The 22005-nt window shown below is 31.0% G+C and carries 22 protein-coding genes; 10 read left to right on the forward strand and 12 right to left on the reverse strand.

Annotation, left to right across the window (positions count from 1 at the left end):
* Positions 1–29: 29 nt before the first annotated feature.
* Genes Q0829_RS04060 through Q0829_RS04070 form a run of 3 tightly spaced genes read right to left on the reverse strand, consistent with a single transcriptional unit; the run spans position 30 to position 3748 of the window.
* On the reverse strand, positions 30–1112 hold the full coding sequence (locus tag Q0829_RS04060) for a hypothetical protein (RefSeq protein ID WP_298540233.1): 1083 nt from the start codon (positions 1110–1112) through the stop codon (positions 30–32).
* A 4-nt stretch (positions 1113–1116) separates the two neighbouring features.
* On the reverse strand, positions 1117–2604 hold the full coding sequence (locus tag Q0829_RS04065; protein ID WP_298540235.1) for a hypothetical protein: 1488 nt from the start codon (positions 2602–2604) through the stop codon (positions 1117–1119).
* Positions 2597–3748 carry a caspase family protein gene (locus tag Q0829_RS04070; protein ID WP_298540237.1) on the reverse strand — a complete coding sequence of 384 codons (1152 nt, stop codon included), beginning with the start codon at positions 3746–3748 and terminating at the stop codon, positions 2597–2599. The genes Q0829_RS04065 and Q0829_RS04070 overlap by 8 nt, the downstream gene beginning before the upstream one ends.
* 432 nt (positions 3749–4180) lie before the next feature.
* Here Q0829_RS04070 and Q0829_RS04075 point away from each other — a divergent pair, with 432 nt between their 5' ends.
* Positions 4181–4609, forward strand: a complete 429-nt coding sequence (locus Q0829_RS04075) for an SRPBCC domain-containing protein (protein ID WP_298540238.1) — start codon at positions 4181–4183, stop codon at positions 4607–4609.
* A complete protein-coding gene (locus Q0829_RS04080; protein ID WP_298540239.1) occupies positions 4599–4922 on the forward strand; it encodes a metalloregulator ArsR/SmtB family transcription factor in 324 nt (107 codons plus the stop codon). Before Q0829_RS04075 ends, Q0829_RS04080 begins: the two co-directional genes overlap by 11 nt.
* An 18-nt stretch (positions 4923–4940) precedes the next feature.
* On the opposite strand, the gene Q0829_RS04085 is transcribed toward Q0829_RS04080, so the two are convergent.
* From Q0829_RS04085 to Q0829_RS04100, 4 genes are all read right to left on the reverse strand, one after another.
* Positions 4941–5366: a Dabb family protein gene (locus Q0829_RS04085; protein WP_298540241.1), complete on the reverse strand. Its 426-nt coding sequence runs from the start codon at positions 5364–5366 to the stop codon at positions 4941–4943.
* Between the two features lie 143 nt (positions 5367–5509).
* Entirely contained in the window at positions 5510–6121 is a 612-nt protein-coding gene (locus tag Q0829_RS04090) for a hypothetical protein (RefSeq protein ID WP_298540243.1), read from the reverse strand.
* A gap of 4 nt (positions 6122–6125) precedes the next feature.
* Positions 6126–6614: a sigma-70 family RNA polymerase sigma factor gene (locus Q0829_RS04095; RefSeq protein ID WP_298540245.1), complete on the reverse strand. Its 489-nt coding sequence runs from the start codon at positions 6612–6614 to the stop codon at positions 6126–6128.
* Positions 6615–7078: 464 nt separating this feature from the next.
* A complete protein-coding gene (locus Q0829_RS04100) occupies positions 7079–7744 on the reverse strand; it encodes a hypothetical protein (RefSeq protein ID WP_298540246.1) in 666 nt (221 codons plus the stop codon).
* A 247-nt stretch (positions 7745–7991) separates the two neighbouring features.
* Here Q0829_RS04100 and Q0829_RS04105 point away from each other — a divergent pair, with 247 nt between their 5' ends.
* The gene (locus Q0829_RS04105; protein ID WP_298540249.1) at positions 7992–9152 is read left to right on the forward strand and encodes a response regulator; all 1161 of its coding nucleotides are present in this window, start codon (positions 7992–7994) and stop codon (positions 9150–9152) included.
* Positions 9153–9155: 3 nt separating this feature from the next.
* Here the strand turns inward: Q0829_RS04105 and Q0829_RS04110 are convergent, their stop codons facing one another.
* The gene (locus tag Q0829_RS04110) at positions 9156–10121 is read right to left on the reverse strand and encodes a M23 family metallopeptidase (protein ID WP_298540251.1); all 966 of its coding nucleotides are present in this window, start codon (positions 10119–10121) and stop codon (positions 9156–9158) included.
* A gap of 341 nt (positions 10122–10462) precedes the next feature.
* Between Q0829_RS04110 and Q0829_RS04115 the strand changes: the two genes are divergently transcribed.
* A complete protein-coding gene (locus tag Q0829_RS04115) occupies positions 10463–11296 on the forward strand; it encodes an OmpA family protein (RefSeq protein ID WP_298540255.1) in 834 nt (277 codons plus the stop codon).
* A gap of 65 nt (positions 11297–11361) precedes the next feature.
* Here the strand turns inward: Q0829_RS04115 and Q0829_RS04120 are convergent, their stop codons facing one another.
* Both Q0829_RS04120 and Q0829_RS04125 read right to left on the reverse strand, forming a co-directional pair.
* A complete protein-coding gene (locus Q0829_RS04120; protein ID WP_298540256.1) occupies positions 11362–12423 on the reverse strand; it encodes an MJ1255/VC2487 family glycosyltransferase in 1062 nt (353 codons plus the stop codon).
* 29 nt (positions 12424–12452) lie between these two features.
* The gene (locus Q0829_RS04125; protein ID WP_118456171.1) at positions 12453–12641 is read right to left on the reverse strand and encodes a hypothetical protein; all 189 of its coding nucleotides are present in this window, start codon (positions 12639–12641) and stop codon (positions 12453–12455) included.
* Positions 12642–12878: 237 nt separating this feature from the next.
* On the opposite strand from Q0829_RS04125, the gene Q0829_RS04130 reads away from it, so the two are divergent.
* From Q0829_RS04130 to Q0829_RS04140, 3 genes are all read left to right on the forward strand, one after another.
* Entirely contained in the window at positions 12879–13325 is a 447-nt protein-coding gene (locus Q0829_RS04130) for a hypothetical protein (protein WP_298540258.1), read from the forward strand.
* A gap of 291 nt (positions 13326–13616) precedes the next feature.
* Complete coding sequence (locus tag Q0829_RS04135) at positions 13617–14453, forward strand: M57 family metalloprotease (RefSeq protein ID WP_298540261.1); 837 nt, start codon at positions 13617–13619, stop codon at positions 14451–14453.
* 165 nt (positions 14454–14618) lie between these two features.
* Positions 14619–15029, forward strand: coding sequence for a DUF2541 family protein (locus Q0829_RS04140; RefSeq protein WP_298540263.1), 411 nt, complete (start codon positions 14619–14621; stop codon positions 15027–15029).
* A 66-nt stretch (positions 15030–15095) separates the two neighbouring features.
* Here Q0829_RS04140 and Q0829_RS04145 read toward each other — a convergent pair whose 3' ends face one another.
* Both Q0829_RS04145 and lon read right to left on the reverse strand, forming a co-directional pair.
* Positions 15096–16310, reverse strand: coding sequence for a class I SAM-dependent rRNA methyltransferase (locus Q0829_RS04145; protein ID WP_298540264.1), 1215 nt, complete (start codon positions 16308–16310; stop codon positions 15096–15098).
* A gap of 813 nt (positions 16311–17123) precedes the next feature.
* A complete protein-coding gene (lon, locus tag Q0829_RS04150) occupies positions 17124–19574 on the reverse strand; it encodes an endopeptidase La (protein WP_298540266.1) in 2451 nt (816 codons plus the stop codon).
* A gap of 218 nt (positions 19575–19792) precedes the next feature.
* On the opposite strand from lon, the gene Q0829_RS04155 reads away from it, so the two are divergent.
* From Q0829_RS04155 to Q0829_RS04165, 3 genes are read left to right on the forward strand one after another with little or no spacing between them, the layout of a single operon-like run.
* Positions 19793–20344: an RNA polymerase sigma factor gene (locus Q0829_RS04155; protein WP_298540268.1), complete on the forward strand. Its 552-nt coding sequence runs from the start codon at positions 19793–19795 to the stop codon at positions 20342–20344.
* Positions 20341–20904: a hypothetical protein gene (locus Q0829_RS04160; RefSeq protein ID WP_298540270.1), complete on the forward strand. Its 564-nt coding sequence runs from the start codon at positions 20341–20343 to the stop codon at positions 20902–20904. Before Q0829_RS04155 ends, Q0829_RS04160 begins: the two co-directional genes overlap by 4 nt.
* A complete protein-coding gene (locus Q0829_RS04165; RefSeq protein WP_298540273.1) occupies positions 20885–21985 on the forward strand; it encodes a DUF4097 family beta strand repeat-containing protein in 1101 nt (366 codons plus the stop codon). The genes Q0829_RS04160 and Q0829_RS04165 overlap by 20 nt, the downstream gene beginning before the upstream one ends.
* Positions 21986–22005 lie beyond the last annotated feature (20 nt).

Here is a 22005-nt window from a genome sequence, read left to right on the forward strand (position 1 = left end):
TGTTATGTTTTGGTTTATGAAGGATGATTTTAAAGATCTATTTGTACTATTTCCATTCCCGGTTCTGGATACATAGTTGTATAATTATATTTGTTTTTTATAAACTCTTCATCCCAAATCTTATTAATCTTTGACTTATAATTAAAAATAAGTTGAGTATTAGCTCCTGCAGATTTTAAGATTCTGGCTATAGTTACTTTTTTTGGGTGTTTATAAATTCTACCATTTGTAGAAATGACAAAATTCTTACAGTTTACTTTGTTTAACAATTCTGGGCTTGTATTATGTGAACTAGCATGATGTGATACTTTAAAAAGATCTAAATCTATTTTACGATCCGGAGCTATTTTATTTAGTGCTTCTAATAGTTGACTGGGAAATGCATCTCCACAAAACAGTACTTTTTTTCCTTCATATTCCGCTAAAAAAGCAATACTACTTCCGTTTCCTGCTGCTGTATCTTCTTCAAAACTTTCTTGCGAGAGTATATCTATATTCGGTATTTCTTCACCTCCAAAACTATCAACCTCTTCTTCACCCTCCTCTTCATCATTTATTGCTAAACCAAAACCAGGATCTAAATTAGCAGCTCTTACTTCATCTTCCCATTTATCTTTAAGCTCAGATAAGTGTTTTGGTGCTGGAGATAAAAGTGTAAGTTTCATTCCTCCTGGTAGCGATATTTTTGGTAATGCTTCGCCATCTACTACAACGGTTTTCTTATTAAAATCTCCATTCCAAGATAAATTATGTTTTAATATTCCTGCTGAAAGGCGTTCTCCCATAACACCTCCAAAAGGTTCTATTTCTTCTTCGCCCGGTATATCTAAATGTCCCCAGCCGTTGAACCAGAAATCACGTATGGTAAAAGGTAATTCATCTTCTTCTAACAATTTAAGAATACCTTCTATATGATCTCTATCTATATGTGTTACTACTAACAATTCAAGCTTTCTTTCATTTTCCGGAAGTTCTTCTACTAATTTTCTGATACTGTGCCTTGTACCTCCAGTGCCTCCATCAATGAGAATACGACTAGGATTATCTTCTGCTCCGTAAGTTATCCAGATACAATCGCCAAATCTTGCAGGTAAAAATTTAATATTAAACATAATTTTATAGTTTTCCTTTTCCCATTCTATATTTTCTGATTTCAGAATCAAAGTCTTTATTAGGAAACTTAATATGAATGTCTTTTAATTTTTCATCCATAGATCCGCTCGTAGTTCCTTTACTTCTTAATTCTTTTGCTGCTTTATAAATAGAACCAAACTTCATTCCTTCATCTGATCTAATCCATCCATCTGACGCTAACCTTATTCCTGGCGAAACGGAATCTCCGACATATATTTCCAGATTATCATCAATAGGATCGAATACCGTATCTTTTATTAACTCCTTTACAGGTACATCATAGATGTATGCTATAAAATCTTTATTATGAGGTGTTCCCCTTTTTGACTTTTTACCAGGTTGTTGGGGAGCAACTCCATTAAAAGTGGTGGTTGTGGTTGTCCAGTCCGCGGCTTCAGCATATTTTTCTACTACTTTTAATGCAGCTTCAATTTTTGAGTCAGCAGTGTCATTATCAACCAACATTTTTAAACCTTTCCATAACAACCTTAATCCTTCTGTATATAAAGGTATTCCTCTTTTTGTAGCTTCCAGAAAACGTGATTTGATTTCGATAATATTCATATTACCACTATTTCTTCCTTCTTTGATCAATTGCCATGCCCAGATAATCGAACCATCAGACATCCAAGGCATCCAATTAGCCAAATTTTCAGCCCAGTTATGTAATCGGTCTATTTCTCCCGTTTTCAATAAGTAATATCCTCCTATCGCCGCGGCAGTAGGATTAGATATTTTTCCATATAACAGTTCTTCTGCAGAAGATGATTTCAGCCCTGAGCTATCATAAAGATCCTGTGCTTTGGATCTGGAATCTTGATTAAGTAAAGTCAAAATAGTTTCTGCAAACCAGTTATCTGAAGTTACCGTAACCTCTAAAGGGTGTACAATACTTTTAGGACCTTCATTAGGTCGGATCAAGCACATCAAGTTATTATTAGGAGGTAGCGCTATTAATTTCCAGGGAATTTTAGGCCCTCCTACTTGTAGAAATTGTTGATCACGTTCTACATTTAGCTCATAACTTACACCTTCTTCATTCCAGGAACTTGATTCCTGAATTGGAATCTTAACAACTTTCCAGTTCTCATCTTCTTTTTTCCATAATCGAATCCAAGCGCCTAAATAAGTATTATCTACTAAATCTTTTTCTTTATCTACGTGGGTGGATAAATTTTTGGATAAATATGCCCATTCTTGGGTTTCATATGGGCTTAACCCCGATAAGTCGAACGTTACCTTTCCGCTTAAATTAGATTTAACCATTACAGCCTTTTCCATTTTTTTACCAGAAGCCAATGTAAGTGCTACTCCATAAACTCCAGATTCCACATTTAAATTTTTATGATTATTATGAGTCATCCAAAAAGAATCAATCTCTTCGAGTTTTGAATTGAGAATTGTAATTTTCTTAGGAATACGAGAAGAATCATTTCCATGTGTTATAATATGTATAGATAGATTACTCATTTCTAGAACAGTTTATTTTTTCGTTAGTTAATGCCCGAACTAAGGCCAATGTTTCTCCATTATTAAATTCATCACTTTGTGATTCAGTCTGTAATGTGTAGTATCCGGCAATCATATCTAATTCCCAAGATTCAGGTTTTGGATCTTCAGTAAATTCCGTTTCTCCTTCAAGAGCTTTACATTTTAATTTAGATACATTGGTTGCTTCAGCTGGATCACAAGCAACAGATAGATGCGCAGGTGGCGCCTTGCTAAAGGTAATTATACCAGAAGGTTCACTAGCAGAATACACACAACGTTGTTTATATCCTTCAGTAGATTTAACCATCCGTAGGATCTTATGAATCTGTGTAGCGATATCACCTGTATTGACAGCCCATTGTCCTCCTCTTTTATCGGCTGCATATCCTTGTAAAGCTTTTATTATGGATTGAGTAAAAAATGAAGGCTTTTTTTTCGGTCCATATGCTGCTTCATTATGTGCAGCAGCTTTCATTGTAAGATCATGTTTACAATCAGGCGTTGTTAACGAAGGAACATCCAAAGGAATATCTGGAAGATCACTTTGGAGCATATCTGCATTAATCTTTCTACAAGAATCTATAAAAAAACATTGTGTAGATGCCTGGCAAGAATGAAATGCACTTCTCGTTTTATTGAAAGTAAAACTTCCCATCAACCAAGGATTATTAGGGTTAGCACCAAAATCCTCAGTTAACAAATAGTGATCTTTTTTTTCAACTCCGTGACCACTGAAAAAGAAAATTGCGACATTATCTACATGACTATCACAACGTTGTTTCCAATCATTATATGCTTGGGAAACATTTGCAAAGTTTGCAGGTTCAAATTGTTCTCCATCACTACCAGGATTAGGGTCATTAGGAGATGGAGAAATCAATAATTCTATACTCCCCAAAGATTTAACAAATCCTTTTTGCTGATCGTTCTCTATTTCTAATAGATGATCTCTAAAAGCCAAAGCTGATTTAGGAGGTGATGATAGTTGTTTCAAAATACCAACTCTTTCATAATTCTGCACCTTTTCTTCTATTCCTCCAGATAGATATCGATAACCTCCCACTCCTATAATTAATACGTGAGTTTGTGCTCCTCCATTTATTTGATCAAAAATCAATGCCATATAATTTTTATTATTTTAATGCGTCATTGCTAAAAAAGTGAATACCAAAAAATAACATATCATTATTCAACTGAGTACAAATTAGCATTTGTAATTTCTATAATTCTGACTATATATAACATACCTGTTATTGGGTATTTTGAATCAAAAAACCCTTATACACAATTCTTCAAAGTGTCTTTTACTTTGAAAATAATAACTAAAAAATGGGGAAAATAAACTTAACTATGAGGACCTTTAAAGTAATAAGAATAATTTAAATAAAAAAGTTACTTTACATATTTATTTTTAAATCGATTGGAATCAAGCATACTTAAAACCATAAAAACAAGGCTTTTACAATCAATAAGCAACCAAAAAGTTGCTTATTAAAAAACATTGACTTAAATTTGCAACCATATAGTTGCATTATTAATTTAAAATGTCATACAAATGAAAGATCAAATTATTAAAGAACACATTTTTAAACATTCCATTGACAAAATCTGGAACGCTATTTCTACGGCTGAAGAAATATCAACCTGGTTTATTCCTGCAGATTTTAAAGCTGAAGTTGGTTACAGGTATACTTTTAACTCACCTGATAAAGAAAACTGTACCCAAATAACTGGTACCGTAAAACAAGCTAACCCTTATACCTTGATCTACACATGGATTGTAGGAGGCACAGCAGTAGAAACTATAGTAACTTGGAAACTAGAAGAAATTGATGGAGGTACTAAATTATATCTTGAACACTCCGGTATTTCTAATTATCCAGGAGACACTGCCGTAACCATGTTCAACAGTTTTAATGGTGGTTGGAATAATTGTATCAACGAACTGTCAGGATATTTAACACAGGAAGTACATGCAGGATAAAATCACCAAAATACTAAAAGCGATTGCGGATCCAACCAGAAGAGAGATATTTCATGCATTGGTATTGGCAGCCACTGCTTTACCAATTACTCAAATATCAAGTCAATTCGACATGAGCCGTCAGGGAGTAACTAAGCATCTAAAAACGTTGGAAGATGCTGGTTTGGTCCAAATAAATTCGAAAGGAAGAGAACGATTTTGTTTTGCAGATACAAAACCACTAAAAGCAGTAAATCAATGGTTGAAGTTCTATGAGCAATTCTGGGATGATACACTTAATAATTTAGGATCGTATCTGGATCAAAAAGAATAGGTACAACTATTGTTTTATTTAATCTATACCAATAGCATCATAGATCTGTACTTTATTCCACAAGGAAGAAGCCTCTTTAATAAATAAAAGATGTGCTTCTTCTTTTTGGTATAAATCCTGTTCTTCTTTAGAAGAAAAAGTAACGACTATTGCGTACGTATAAGAATTATCCACTACTTCCCTATCGGTTCCTGCAGGAGTGCCCACAAAGTTAGTTTTTGCATACTTCGATGTATTTAAGAATTTATTTAGAGACTCTTCAAAAAGTTTTCTATCCTCTTTACTATCCGGATTATTGAGCCATATATACACCGTATGAACAAAGTTTTTATCAAATTGATTATCATTTGATTTAGCATCTTCACACGAAATAATTGTACTAAATATTATTAAACTAAAAATTAAATATTGAAATTTTCGATTAAAATTAAGTGTGAAGTTCATTTTTAAAATATCATTGGTTATTCCTTAAAAATACAAAAACATTACATTTTGTACGTATAAATCAAAAAAATGAATTCTATAGCAACAAAACCAGAACTCTGCGCTCAAGTCTGGTTTTATTTTTTATTGTTAGAAACTAAAATCTATTCTTCTGCTTGTAAATCCTTTAGTATATTCTCCGCCTCGTTGATATTTTTTCCATAACATTTCTTAACCCATTTAGCAAAAAATATAAAGAATGTAATTCCTAAAGGTATGAATACAATCAATGGCCAAATATTTTTTACACCCGTAAACATATCTTTACCTCCAATAATTTTAGATGTTACCGGTAGTATCAAAAATATTAGTACAAAGCTTAAATAATAAGAGAATTTCTGAAGTAATTGAAATTGTTTTTTGTTTTTTGTGTACTTTATTAAAGTATCCTTATAGCTATTTTCATAAAAATTAATTCCGCTCATTTTATTTATTGATCGCAAGGATAATATTGGTAAAACCAATAAAATAATGGCACATATCACACCAAGTATAATATTATACCATGTTTCTAATGTATTTATATTAGCAAAAATCAATATCGCCATGCTAAAGCAAATGATAGTACCAAAAATTTCCGGATAAGCTATTTTATTCCATTTTTTTCTATATTGTTCTTGTGTCATCATAATAATCATTTTATCTGTTAACTTTTTTTGTTTTTCTAATTGGCCACTAATCTCAGACCATACTGCTTGCATTTCCTCTAGTTCCATAGCCTTATTTTTTTATTATTTGAGTTTTCAGCTTTTGTTTGATTCTGGATATTCTTGTTCCCACATTGGATGGAGTTAATCCGGTGATCAATGCAATTTCTTCATACTTCTTCCCTTCTAGAAGTAATAGAATTAATCCTTTTTCCAGATCGTTAAGCATTTTTATATGAGCATATAAGATTCTTAATTTCTCCTCGAACTCGGTATTATAGTTTTCTGTTTGTTTTAATACTACTTGATCAATTCCGACTCTACTACCTTTTCTTTTTTCTTTCTTAAGTCTTGTGATGGCTGTATTTAATGCCACACGATACATCCAGGTACTTATTTTAGATTTTCCTTTAAATGTATCATAAGCTTTCCATAATTGATACACAATTTCCTGATATAAATCTTGTTGATCTTCTGATCTATCAGTGTATATGGTAGTTATTTTAAAAATAACACCTTCATTATCCTTAATAATGCGAGTAAACTCTTCTTCTTTACTCATCTTGAGTTTGTTTTTTCTTATTAGTATGTTATACATCTAAAAAATCACATAATATTTCAAAAAAAATATAAATACTATGAAATCATTACTAATTAACGTGTGGAAAAAGTATCAAAAAAGATATAGTAAACCTAAAAGATACGTTTATATAAATCTGAGTTCGACCTAAGAAAATTTACGTTAGTCAGAGTGATCTTCTGTCTTAGGCGAATTATACTTCGACAGGCTAGCAGAACTATCGAAGACAAGTAAATTTTCAGGTAAAAGTCTAATTTCGATACCCTCCAGAGGCGGGCAAGCTAATTTTTCTCAGTTTCACTATAAAAAATTACTCTATCTGACGGCTTTTTAGAACTAAATTCTTTCATCGAGTTCACCTTATAAAGATTAGCGAAGAATTAATTAATGATAAAAATTCGAAAAATAAGAAACGTGAATTTAAAAAGATTTAGGATAAGAAGATATTACTCTTTAACAACTATAATCGTAGCTTTTACTCCGGTAGTCAGATTCCATTCGTTAGCAGTAACTATATTTCCTTGGTCATCGTGTAATTGAAACTCTGCAGTATTGGGACCAGAGGTTCCTTGGTTTAGAGCTTGTATATCTATTTTATTAAACCCTTTAATTAAATTAATCTTAAACCCTTTGAAAACAGCATCTAAGTATACATTAGACTTAATTACATCATCATTTATAAAGATTCTTACTAAATCTCCATCTACGGATTGATGATCTCTGTAAATAAGATATACATACTCTGAATTACTTTTAAAATCTCCCAGATATTGATCAGATTTATATTCTTCTTTTATTTCTTTATCCTTTTGAAAATGTTTAGGGACAACCTTAAAATTTGGTTGTAAAAGACCATTATTTCCAGTCATATCAAACGGTTTCTGTGTTCTGTTAAACCGAATTGAGTCTTTTGAATTATTATATAATGTAAAATTATTTTTAGGCTTGGCTAAACCAGAGGATAAACTGTATTTACTAGTACTTAAATTACTGCTTTCATCAACTTTTAAAGAAGACAAAGGTTTTTCTATTTGTGCATTTATAGAAATCACAAAAAAAACCGCTAATATTGATACAACTGTAGATTTCATCCTCATTATTCCTTTATCCATATATAGTCGTTAAAGATAATCAATCCCTTACTTTTTTTTATTATTTGTAATCAAAAACTCAACCAAACTAACTATTTGTTAAGTCAAAAATGCAAAATAATCCTATTTACCAAAAAAATACGGTTTCAAACTTGTAAGATAAATCCGATATCTCTTATTTTGTCATAAAATATTTCAAATGATTTATTATATCATCGGAATTTTACTCCTCTTCGTGATTATTTATTTAAGTTATCGATGTTTAACATTGAGCAACCAACTCAATAATAAGAACAATGAGTTAAATTCTTTACTTGATTCTACAGAAAAGAAAGTTCAAATCAATCAAGAATTTATTTCATCTCTTAACCAAGAATTAAGAACACCATTGTACGGAATTATGGGTTTAACGAATATTCTAGTTAATGAGCACCCGGAATTGGAAAGCAATAAAAATCTTAAATCATTAAAATTTTCAGGAGATTACTTATTAACTCTTATTAATAACGTACTTCAGATTAATGTTTTAGATTCTGAAGAAATTGTGCCTACAAAGAAACCTTTTAATCTAAAAGAATTGACTCAAAATATCATAAATTCTTTTAGTTATGCTATAGAAAATAGTGATAATTCATTAGATCTAGAGTTTGATCCCGATCTACCCGAAACACTAAATGGCAATCCTGGGATTCTTTCTCAAATATTAATGAATCTCATTAGTAATGCTCTTAGATTTACTAGAAATGGAAATGTTCTTTTCTCGGTTCAGCTTATCAATAAAAAGGGGAATTTGAATCATATTTCGTTTAAGGTAACTCATGATGGTAATGAGGTTTCCAAAGAAGATGAAAAATCTATATATCAAGAGTTTATAGGTATAGAAAATGTAAAAAAGGCATATCTAGGAACTAGTGCTAATTCTACTATAGTTAAAAGACTTGCTAAATCTTTAAATGGTGAAATCATACTGCAAAACAATTCTCACTCTGGGTCCGAATATGCTTTTGTTATAGATATGGAAACTATCAATCCTAACGATGAAGCTAGTCAAACAATAGATAGTGGTACTAAGCAAAGAGTACTAATCGTTGATGATAATAAATTGAATTTGTTAGTTGCGGACAAGATTCTTTCAAAAGAAAATTTTGAATGCACGACTATAGACAACGGTTTCGATGCTATAGAATTAGCAAAAGACAATTCTTATGATATTATTCTTATGGATATCAATATGCCAAAACTTAATGGCATCGGCACTACAAAAAGAATTAGAGAATTTGATAGTAAAACTCCCGTCATTGCATTGACTGCTGTTGATGTAACACAGTTAAACAGGCAGATTATACAAGCAGGATTAAATGACTATATATTAAAGCCTTACGACAAAAATATTTTGTTAGAAATGATACAAAAACATGTAAGAAATTAACTATTAATAAATTACAATTTCTTGTCCCACATTAAGAACCGAGTTGTATCTGATTTCGTTTATTTTACATATTTCCGATACTTCGATATCGTGTTTTCTTGCGATCCCATGTAAAGTATCTCCTCTCTTCACTATATACACACTTTTAGTAGGAGTTTCATTAGAGATTTCTTTAATATTCGTTTGAACTACAATTTTACTTTTCTTAGTAGATCGGTGCGATCTTGGGGTCATCCACTTTTTTGTTACAGCAATATCTTTGGATCTAACTTTCGTCTCTTGATTAAACTCGAAAAGATACTCCGGATGTATACTCTTACCTTTATATCTTACTTCTAAGTGAAGATGACTGCCTCTCGCATTACCAGACACACCACCTTTACCTATAATTTGTCCTTTTTCCACGATATCGTTCTCTTTTACCAAATATTTAGAGAGATGTGCATAAACAGTTTCTAAACCATTATCATGACGAATTACAACAGTTCTTCCGTGACCTCCGTGACGTCTGGCGTATCGGACTTTTCCACTAAGTAATGTTCTTACATTATCACCAGTTCTAAGATCTATATCAATCCCTTGATGTGGTCTACCTCTCCTCCATCCATATCTAGATGTAACTACCATTTTATGTTCTACGGGTGATGAGAAAACTTCATCCTCAAAATGCAATAAGAAAGGATCTATAGACTTTTTTAGCCAAAAAACATTAAATACTGTATTACTCCAGTCTTTCTCATAAACCTCACTAAAATCTTTGGAATCGTGTGTCGTACCAGAATTAGTCCTGGCAATAATACTTTGTCGATTTACTTTATATATTGGTAAGTACGTAATGGTGCCGTCCAATACTATCGTCTTATAGCCTAATAATAACTTATCATCTTTATTTTCGACTAACTGTGCAGATACATTTATAGATGAAACACAAACTAAAACTCCTAATAGGAATAATTTTCTTTTATTCAAAAACATGAATTTTCAAGAATTTTTAAATTTAAAGTAAAATTGATTCAGGACCTTTCGTTTTATAATAAGACGATACATTTTTTATATCGTTACAACAATAAAAAAAATTAATTTCGAATAAAAAAATTTCAATCATACCTAAAAAACATTAAAGTATTATTATTCAGTTTATTAACAATAATAAAGGGATAAATTTACCGTAAAAATAGTACGGTATACTAATTTTAACAATTTTTTTTAACAATTTTTAAGAATTCGATATGAAAAGTTTAGTAGGTGAAAATATAATAAAACGCACAACAAGTAGTTTTAGTTACGTATAAAAGATTAATTAAATAACCATGAAAAAAGTATTCACACTAATCGTATTATCTGGAGCTCTTATGGCTACGTCTTGCGTATCTAAAAAGAAATATCTTGCTCTAGAAGAGGATTTAAACAACACTCGTAGTACGTTACAGAAAACCACTGTAGAAAAAGAAGAATTAGAATCTAAATTTGCAAAAATTGAAGCTAGAGTAGCAGATTACAATTCGAAAATTAATTCATTAAGAGAATCTAATGATGAGAAAATGGTAATGGTTGATAACCTTGCCGTAATTTCGAACAACACTAAGGAAAAGATGAAGGAAACGTTGGCTCAAGTAGATCCAGAAAAGCTTCAGGGTGCTAGAACCCTAGAAGACTCTATGAATCTTGCGGTTTCTCATAATCTAAAAAGTTCTTTAGATGATAGTTTGAAAGAAGATGATGATATCTCTATCGATATTGATAATACGGTAGTTATGATTTCTATATCTGATAAAATGTTATTTAATAGTGGAAGTTACAGAGTAAGTAACAAAGCAAATGATGTTTTAGAAAAACTAGCACAGGTAATTAATTCTGAGCCTAGTCTTGATGTTATGATCGAAGGTCATACAGACCCAAGAACAATTAACACTCCTGCATTAGAAGATAACTGGGATTTAAGTGTTAAAAGAGCAACTTCTATTACTAGATTATTACAGAAAAAATACAATGTGGATCCTGCTAAACTAATAGCGTCAGGAAGAAGCAGTTACCAGCCTCTAGTAGAAAATGATACTGAAGAAAATATGGCTATTAATAGACGTACAAGAATCGTATTATTACCTAATTTAGATAAATTCTTTGCGATGTTATCATCGAATTAAGATAAAACAAATTCTAAAGAAAAGGGATGAGTTTAAGTACTCATCCCTTTTTTTGTATTCAATGATTATTTTATTTCTGTAATATCTCTTAAAATACTGTCTAACATAGTAAATAATAAAAGATTATCCTTCTGTTGATATTCTCTTATCTTCTTTTGGAATTCCGACAGCTTATTCAAAAAATTTTGTATTCCTTCTGTTTCAAAATCTATAAGCATTTTCCCATATCCTAGTTTTTCTATATAAGCACCATTTAAATATTGTTCAAATTGATTTTTAATAGGAACAGTACAGATAGGCTTATTCAAGAATAATGCTTCACTTATAAACGAATATCCTCCATTACAGAAAACAGCTTTAGCAGTTCTAAAATTTTCAATAAACTCAGTTTCACTAAATTTCTTCATCGATACATTTCCATGAACTTCTTCCTTGTTAAAACCATATAACAAGAAATCTTCTTTGGGAAACTCATTTAAAAGAGGTATCATTCTCTTTTCACTGCAGGATGATTGATAAATTAATATGTGATTCTTTATCTCTTGCTTGGCATCCAGAATTTCTTTTCTAATTATTGGCGGAACTAGACAGCTATTCTTTTTCTTAATTTTAGTTTTAAAAAAAGAGGATATCAAATACTGATTACACTGAGGAAGTTTTGCTTTTACTACTGCCTTAGCTATTTTATAATTTAATTTTTCTGACTTCGGTATTTTAACATCTATTTTACCTCGATCAATAATCTGCATATTATCGATACTTATTACAGGAATTTTATGATACTTGGCATATATATAGGTAAAGGATTCAAAATCAGATATGACGATGTTTGGTTTAAAATCATCCTGAAGATCTTTGTATTTCTTGAAATTTGTAATCAGGTTTTCTGGCGCATGCTTTATAATATCCGCAGATGTTTTCGATCTAGACACTACTCCATCCTTGTATGAAAAATGAAATCCTTTAATTTCATATGTTTGATCCGGAAACGCTTTCTGAAGAAATCGATATGCTCTATCACTAGAGACAATTCTTATTTCATGAGTTTTAGCTAAATGGGTAAGAATTACTTTTGCTCTCGTTGCGTGTCCCATTCCTTCTCCAGGAACTCCATATAATATTTTCAAACTAAGTAATTATAATTGTAAGATATGTATTAACCTATATAGGTATTCACACTCGTAGTTAATTTACAAGAATTATGAAGCATTTGTTTAAACTTTAAAGCCAAATGCTCATCGTTAAACTTCATTGCTTCACTGATACTATTAGATAAAATCAATTCTCCTATAAGATATTCTACAAAATAGGTTTGATCATCAGTTAATAATACATATTCGGTCATATTATATTCTCGTTTTCAAGCTAGAATATGTTTTTAATTATAAATATTAAAAACCATTCATCTATATTATCAGGTTTCAAATTTACTTTTTATGATAACTACTTTTATTAGTAGGCCCTACATGTTATTAAATTCTTATTCACAATCACTCCTAAAGAAATTATAAAGCCATTTCAAAACAAAATAATCTCACAAAATTTTTGTAACTTATTAAGGTTCAACTTAAATCACACAATCATGAAAATCTTTGTATTGATTCTCCTCGGCTTATTTTCTACTACTACATTCAATAATATTAGTACTTCTCCTTCAATTGATGTCTATAACCTTGAGGGAGTGTGGGAACTAAAGCACCAATTCCTATATGAAGACAATCATATTTCTGATACCATTTTTAATACTAATGAATACCGTCAGGTAAAAATGTATAATAAAGGAAAAATAATGTGGACCCGTTTTGATCCTACTGATAGCAATGAGTGGTTTGGATATGGGTCATATATAATCAAAGGTAATGTACTAGAAGAAAGATTAGAATATGCATCAGGCCCAATGATGAAAATTGTTGACACAACTCAGGTATTTAAATTTGAACTTGTCATGGATAAAAATTCTTATCAGCAAATCACGGTTGACGAAAAAGGACATCATACACAATCTGAAAATTATATAAGAATTGAATAGTCCGTATGTCATTCTAATAAACAAACTGGATACTTAATTTTTTCTTTTAAATAAGTCTTTTTTACCAAGTATTAAAAATAAAGGGGATTAACCCACTGATTTGGGTTGTACGCCCCTTTTTCTATTTGCCATTTCATCTTACTTTTGAAAACAATAAAAATGTATAGTTCCATACATATATTTTGTTCCCACCCTAAAACTATTTCTATTATAACTTTTGTTGAAAGATTTGTGATCGAATCCCTCCTTAGTAAATAGTATTGATAATTAACCATAACTAAATATATTACAATGAAAAAAATTAAATTATTAGCACTTTGTGCAATTGTCATGGCAATGACCTACTCCTGCCAAAAAAAGGAAGTTACTGAAGAAATACAGGGAATTACTCAAGAACCGACTAAAGAACAGCTTGATAAATTACTAAGTATGGGTATAAACATTGATGATGTTTCTATACAAGAAATCACCAATTTAGATGGAAAAACCTATAAATACTTGGTATCAGGAGATATTTTAGTTCCTGTTTCAGATTTAGATTCATATCCAGAACTAAAACGTCTAGATGGTGGTGACAAACAATATAGAGATGTTAATATAGTATCTCCTGCTAATAGAGACATTGATATTCTTGGATATACTGGTGGTAGTTTCGCGTTAACTTCAAAAATGCAAACTGCATTAAGTTGGGCAGTTAATAATTATAATGCACTACCTAATACTCTTAATTTCAATCTTACTTTTGGAACTAACTTTGGTCCCGCAGATATCGTAGTTTATAAAGTAAATAATGCTGGTGGTGGTGGAAGTGCAGGTTTTCCTAATGCTCAAGGCGAACCATACAAATGGGTAAGAATAAATTCTGGAACAGACGCATTTACAACCAACGTCAATGAACACGTAATTGGTCACGAAATTGGGCATTGTGTTGGGTTAAGACACCAGGATTGGTATAATCGTCAAAGTTGCGGTTATACAGGCCCATTACCTGCAGAATCACCTGCTATTTGGATTCCTGGCACGCCTATTTCACCATTTGCAGATTCTTTAATGCTAGCATGCTTTGGTCCTAATGAAGATGGAGAATTTACAAATTCAGATAAGGATGCTTTAAATATACTCTATTAGATAGTTAAAGCTTCATCAGATCATAAAAAACCACATACAATCAAATGTATGTGGTTTCTCTTTATATGATATAAACGTTTAATTAAGAAATGTATGTTCAAAAAAATTACGATTAAACCTTTTCGATTATATCAAGTCTTATTACCAAACATTAAAACTTGAATTATGAAAAATACAGGAATACAAAAAATAGCATTACCCTTCTTAATCATTATTTTTTTGGTAGGAAGTAGTTTTACATCTTCCAAAATTACAAAATGGGAACATTTAGGTTCTAGAACTGTAAACTACAAGGTAGATCGTGATGTCATAAAAGTAACCGCTCTGGATGGTGCATTTAAAAAATTAAAGTTGAAGGTAACTAATGGTTCATTAAACATGCATAGAATTGTGGTAGAATATGGTAATGGCGAAAAACAAGTTATTCAAGTTAGAAAGAACTTTAAAAAAGGCGGAGCAACAAGACTTATTGATCTAAAAGGTAATAGAAGAATTATAAAAGATATCACTTTTATCTACGACACTAAAAACTTATCTAGAAATCGCGCTAAGGTTCACGTTTTCGGAAAGCATTAATAAAAACAGGATAATCTGAGTCTATATGTATTAAATTAGACTCAGGTTTATTAATTATATACTATTCTAATACAGCTGGTAATATCCGCATTTCAGATATGCACCTTCCGGAAAAGTGATCGGATGATCAATATCGTGATAAGTCTTATCTAATAGTTCATATCTTCTTCCTGTATTAGAAATATTTTCTTCACAAATTTTAAAAAAATCTTCTGCTATTACTCTTGATGAGCAGGAAGCTAAAACCAAAATGCCTTGATTTTTCACTAATTGTGCTCCAAGTTTAGCCAATCTAGCATAACTATTTTTAGCTTTTTTAATTTCACTTTCTCTTTTCGCAAAAGATGGTGGGTCAATTACAACAATATCAAATTTCTTTTTCTGATGAATTAAACTTTGTAGACCTTCAAAAGCATCTGCGACCATAATATTATGATTTCCAGAATGTTCATTTAAAGAAGCATTATCCTTCGCCATTTCTAATGCATGTTTGCTAATATCCAAGCTTATCACCTCTTTTGCACCACCTGTCAAAGCATGAATAGAAAACCCTCCTGCATATGAGAACACATCTAACACTGTTTTCTCTTTAGATAAATCCCCTACTCGTTTACGATTATGTCTATGATCCAGGAAATATCCAGTCTTATGACCTTTAATTACATTAGCAGAAAATAAGACCCCATGTTCTCTAAAAATGACAACTTCATTTTCCAGGTGTCCATAAATTATTTTACCATCCTCTAAGTTATAAGTTTCCCCTACTGTTTGTAAGGATCTACTTAATCTAACTACTACAGTTTTGCTGTCAGATTGCTTAATTAAATTAGGAACTATCCAATTGAGGTAAGGGAACCAAATATGAGAATATAATTTTATAACTAAAACATTATTATACACATCAGCAATAAACCCTGGCATTTGATCATTTTCACCAAATATCAATCTATAACTATTCGTATCGGTTTCTAATAAAGGCTTTCTTAGAGCATAAGCTTCCTGTATGCAATTACTAAACCAATCATTATTAATCTGCGCCGCTTTTTTAAACTGAATCAGTTTAATCCTGATTGGAGAATATGGATCATATAACCCAATAGCTAATATGGTATTTTTTTTATGATCGTATATAATAGCTAAATCACCGGCATTACCTTTTACATTTTGTTTAAGAATACTGTTTTCAAAAATCCAAGGATGTCCCCGCTTTACCATTTTTTCTGCAGCGGGCTTAAGTTTTATTGCTAATCTTTGAGTCTTAATATTAGATACTATGTCCATAGTATGCAAGATTAATGATATTTTTTAGCTTATCGGAATATATGATAAAAAAAACGGGATTGTTTATAACAGTCCCGTTCTACCAAAACTTTTTAGAAAGTGAACTTATTATAAAAGACACTCAGTATGCTTTTCAATAAGTTAAAAATCTAACTTTAGATTTAAGAGATTTTTCATGTGTAATATACTCGTTGGTCAATGAAAACATGAGTTTCAAATAAAGTCTGGTTTATAGTTTAAAAGTAAGATATTTAAACAACTTATAGCTGCGTGTAAACCTCAAAAAAAGTGAAAGAAAATAGTTGATTTACCACTAAAATAAGAAAAGCGCTCATCCCAAGTAGTATCAGGATAAACGCTCAAAAAAATATTGTTCGAACTTGTAATTATTAGTAAAGTAAATCTTGTTTTTTGATTGCCAGTTAAAATATAATACGCTATTTCAAAAAGCACTCATCCTAAGATGTATCAGGATGAACCCCCTTTTTAGTATTAATTCAACTTTTGATGATCTAGTAAAAGATATCGTTGATTTCTCTACTGTTTACACCTATATGACGAACATTGATAAATTTTGTTACACTTTTCTGCTATTTTTTTTCTAATTAAACACCTAAAAACTAGAAAGATGCAATAAAATCAATAGATTCAAGCATTTAATAATATCTGGAAGCAAAAGGTATTAAACATCAAATTTGGTAATGAATCTAATAAAAAGATCGCTCCAAGGGTGGAAATCTTAAACTAAAATCCCGCTTTTCAGCGGGATTATTTTAATTTAAAAAGTTGTAATTACATTAATCAATGAATTGATTATAATTTTTTAGCATTTTTAACCTTGCTTTTAGTCAATGCTAATTCTAATACTTCACTCATTTCTTTTACGTAGTGAAATTTCAACCCTTTAAGATATTCCGATTTTATTTCTTCAATATCTCTTTTATTATCTTCACAAAGTAATATTTCTTTAATATGAGCTCTTTTCGCAGCTAGAATTTTTTCTTTTATCCCTCCTACTGGCAATACTTTACCTCTTAGTGTAATCTCTCCGGTCATTGCGATACTTTTTTTCACTTTTCTTTGTGTAAATAAAGATACTAGAGAAGTTAACATCGTTATACCTGCACTTGGTCCATCCTTAGGAGTTGCTCCCTCTGGAACATGTATATGAACATTATAATTACTAAAAATATCCTGATTAATTCCCAATATATCTGCATTTGCCTTTATATACTCCATAGCAATGGTAGCAGATTCTTTCATTACTTTACCTAAGTTTCCGGTAATAGTAAGACTACCTTTTCCTTTAGAAAGAATGGATTCTATAAACAAAATATCTCCACCGACACTCGTCCAGGCTAAACCTGTTACAACACCTGCAACCTCATTATTTTCATACTTATCACGTTCTAATCTAGGAACCCCAAGTACTTCTACAACATCTTCATTGCTAACCTTAACATTGTATGAATCTTCCATTGCAATGTTCTTAGCCGCATATCGAACCATTTTAGCGATCTGCTTTTCTAGGCCTCTTACTCCAGATTCTCTTGTGTAACCTTCTACAATTTTTTCTAATTGAGCTTTCCCTATTTTAAGATGTGACTTATCCAATCCATGTTCTACCAATTGTTTTGGAAGTAAATGTTGCTTTGCTATTTCTACTTTTTCTTCAATTGTATATCCAGTAACATTAATAATCTCCATACGATCACGTAATGCGGGTTGTATAGTATTTAGACTATTAGAAGTAGCTATAAACATCACTTTAGAAAGATCAAATCCCATTTCGAGGAAATTATCATGGAACTCCGAGTTTTGTTCTGGATCTAAAACTTCTAATAATGCAGAAGAAGGGTCTCCTTGATTTCCAACAGAGAGTTTATCTATTTCATCTAGTACAAATACTGGATTACTAGTCCCGGCTTTCTTAAGGCTTTGAACAATTCTACCAGGCATTGCTCCAATATAAGTTTTTCTATGTCCTCTAATCTCGGCCTCGTCTCGTAATCCTCCTAATGAAATACGAACATATTCTCTACCCAATGCTTCTGCAATGGATTTTCCTAAAGAAGTTTTACCAACTCCTGGAGGTCCATACAAACATAATATTGGGGACTTCATATCATTACGAAGTTTTAGCACTGCTAAATACTCGATGATACGTTTTTTTACTTCATCTAATCCATAATGATCGCGATCAAGAATTTTCTTTGCGCGTTTAAGATCAAATTTATCCTGACTAAACTCATTCCAAGGCAAATCTAGAAATAGATCAAGATAATTTCTCTGAATAGAGTATTCCGCTACCTGCGGATTCATACGACGCATTTTGGACAATTCTTTATCAAAATGTTTTTTTACATTTTCATCCCATTTCTTATCCTTACTGCGCGCCTGCATCTCTTCTATTTCATCTTCATGAGATACTCCACCAAGCTCTTCTTGAATAGTTTTCATCTGTTGATGAAGAAAATATTCACGTTGTTGTTGACTCATATCATGCTGCACCTTATTCTGTATATCATTTCTGAGTTCTAATTTCTGAAACTCCAGATTCATATACTTTAGTGTAGCAAGCGCTCTATCCTTTATACTATCTATCTCTAGTATTTTTTGTTTCTCATCAACAGGTAAATTAAGATTCGAAGAAACAAAATTGATCAAAAAGGAATTACTTTCTATATTTTTTATTGCAAAAGAGGCTTCAGAAGGGATATTTGGGCTTTCTTTAATAATCTCTAATGCTAATTCTTTAATAGAATCAATGATTGTATTAAATTCCTGATTCTCTTTAGAAGGTCTATTTTCCTTTACTTCTACTACTCTGGCTCTTATATAAGGATCTTCTTCTAAAATTTCATCAATCTTAAATCTTTTTTTCCCTTGTAAAATAACCGTGGTGTTTCCATCAGGCATCTTAAGAACTCTTAAGATTCTAGCCACTACTCCAACTTTATTTATATCCTTTGATGTTGGGTTTTCTACATCTTCTTCTTTTTGAGAAACTACACCAATAGTTTTATTACCATTATTAGCTTCGTTAAGAAGTTTAATTGATTTATCTCTACCAGCTGTAATAGGAATTACCACACCAGGAAACAGCACTGTATTTCTAAGCGGTAATATAGGAAGAGTCTCGGGTAAATCTTCTTTATCTATTTCCTCCTCATCTTCAGGAGTCATTAAAGGTATTAATTCTGCATCTTCATTTATTCCTTGTAATGACAAACTGTCAAGAGTTGTTAATTTGGATTTCGTCATAAGTATATATCAAAGTCATTTTGTCATTAAGTCAAAACAACATTCTTTAAAAATTTAATAAAACTGATTTTAGAATCAATAACAGTAACAAAATAAGCTATTTATAGTTGATCCTACTTAGATAATTCAATTGTTATGCCATAAACTTCAAAAAAATATTTTTAAAACTGTAACAAAATGTATCTATCCATATCTTTATATAAAATAAACTGAAGTTTTTGACACTAACCAAACTAAATACCGAGCAACTGGTAGAAAGATGCCGCAAATGCGATCAGGGAGCGCAGATGGAAATTTATAATCGATACTATAAAGCTATGTATAATAGCGCTTATAGGATTATAAAAGATTCTGCAGAAGCTGAGGACGTAATGCAGGAAGCTTTTCTAACAGCATTCACAAAGCTATCAATGCTAGAGGATGATAAACTGTTTGGAGCTTGGTTAAAAAAAATAGTTATTAATTCAAGTCTTACAATATCTCGTAAGCGTAATAGTTATGGTGAGGTCCCTTTAGAAACCGTAGCATATGCACTTACAGATGAAACAGAAGGGGTTGTAAGAGAGGATTTAACTAGTGTTAAAGCAAATGCAGTTTTAAATACATTAAAAGAATTAAAAGAAAGTTATAGCACTGCATTATCATTACACTTAATAGAAGGATATGATTATGAGGAGATCTGTGAAATTTTGAATATATCATATTCTAACTGTCGTACGCTTATTTCTCGCGCGAAAGAAAGTTTACGAAAAAAATTACTAGTTGCATGAAAACCGAAGATGAAATAGAGAAATTATTTGAACGCATGGAAAATCAACTTGATGTATTTGAACCATCAGCTGATCATAAAATACGCTTTTTAGAAAAACTACAAGATCAAAATAAGGTAGTTACATTACAAACAAAGAAGCGAAATTGGATCAAGCCACTAGCTATAGCTGCCTCAATTGCTATACTTATAGGTATCGTATCGGTAGCTCCTATTTTTAGTGATAATGAGAAAGCTGATTTAGCAAGTGTTTCTCCACAAATGGAAGAAACTCAAAATTTCTTTACGGTTGCAATTAAAACTCAACTGGAAGAAATAGATAAAAATTCATCTGCAGAAACAACTGAATTAGTTACAGATGCAATGAAACAATTAGAAAAATTAGAATCTAGTTATGAAATTCTTAAAAAAGATCTAGTAGAAAGTAGTAACGACAAAAGAGTAATCAGCGCGATGATCAAAAACTTTCAGAAACGTGCTTCTTTACTAGAACAAGTATTAGAAAAAATTAACAATGTCAACGAATTAAAATTATCAGAAAATGAAACCAATATACTATAAAATAATATGCTTACTATTTCTAGTTCCTGCAATCACACTTGGAAACGGGGATGTTAGAAAAAAAGGAAAGTATACCAAAGAAAAGTCACTTAAAAAAGAGTTTTCTGTAAACAGTGATGCTTTATTAAAAATTAGTAATGACTATGGGAATCTAGATATTACTTCTTGGGATGAAGATAGAATTGTTATGGAAATTAACATTAAAGTTAATGGAAACGATGAAGAGAAAGTAATCAAAAAACTAGAAAGTATTGACGTAGTTTTTGAAGCAACTTCACAATTAGTTAGCGCAAAGACAACTTTTAATAAAGGTGGAAAATCTTGGTGGACAAAATTCTCTGATAGTTGGCAAGGAAATAATTTAAAAATGGAAATTAATTATACTGTAAAAGTTCCGGCTACAAATAGCATAGATCTCAATAATGACTATGGTAGCATTACTGTAGATAAAATTAGAGGTAATGCAAAAATCAACTGTGACTATGGACAGATACTTATAGGAGAATTATTAGGAAGTGACAATTATATCAGTATAGATTACACTAATAATAGTACTATTAAGTATATGAAAAATGGAAAAATTAATGCCGACTACTCTGATTTTACCTTAGAAAAAGGAGAAGAAATAATACTCAATGCAGATTATACGCAATCTAAAATAATAGCGGCTAAAGAACTAAATTACAATTGTGATTATGGAAGTTTAAAAGTAGAAAATGTTGGAATATTTAAAGGAAATGGCGACTATCTTGACACAAATATTGGAAACGTAAGTAATAGTGTAAATATCAACTCAGATTACGGTTCAATAAATATTAAAAATTTAGAATCGACTACGAAAAATGTAAATATTAGAACTGATTATACAGGTGTCAGTATAGGTTATGATGCTGGTTTGAATTTTGACTTTAATATCAAAACATCGTATGGAGGTATTAAACTTGATGAAGATATTAGCATTATGAAAAAGAATAAACAAAACTCCAGTAAGGATTATCAAGGATATCGTGGACAAAAAAATAGTGGAAATACTATCGATATTTCAACCAGTTACGGAGGAGTAAAATTAAGGAAAAATTAATCATCAAATATTCAATCAAT

Source organism: uncultured Aquimarina sp. (assembly GCF_947492405.1).
Taxonomy (GTDB): domain Bacteria; phylum Bacteroidota; class Bacteroidia; order Flavobacteriales; family Flavobacteriaceae; genus Aquimarina.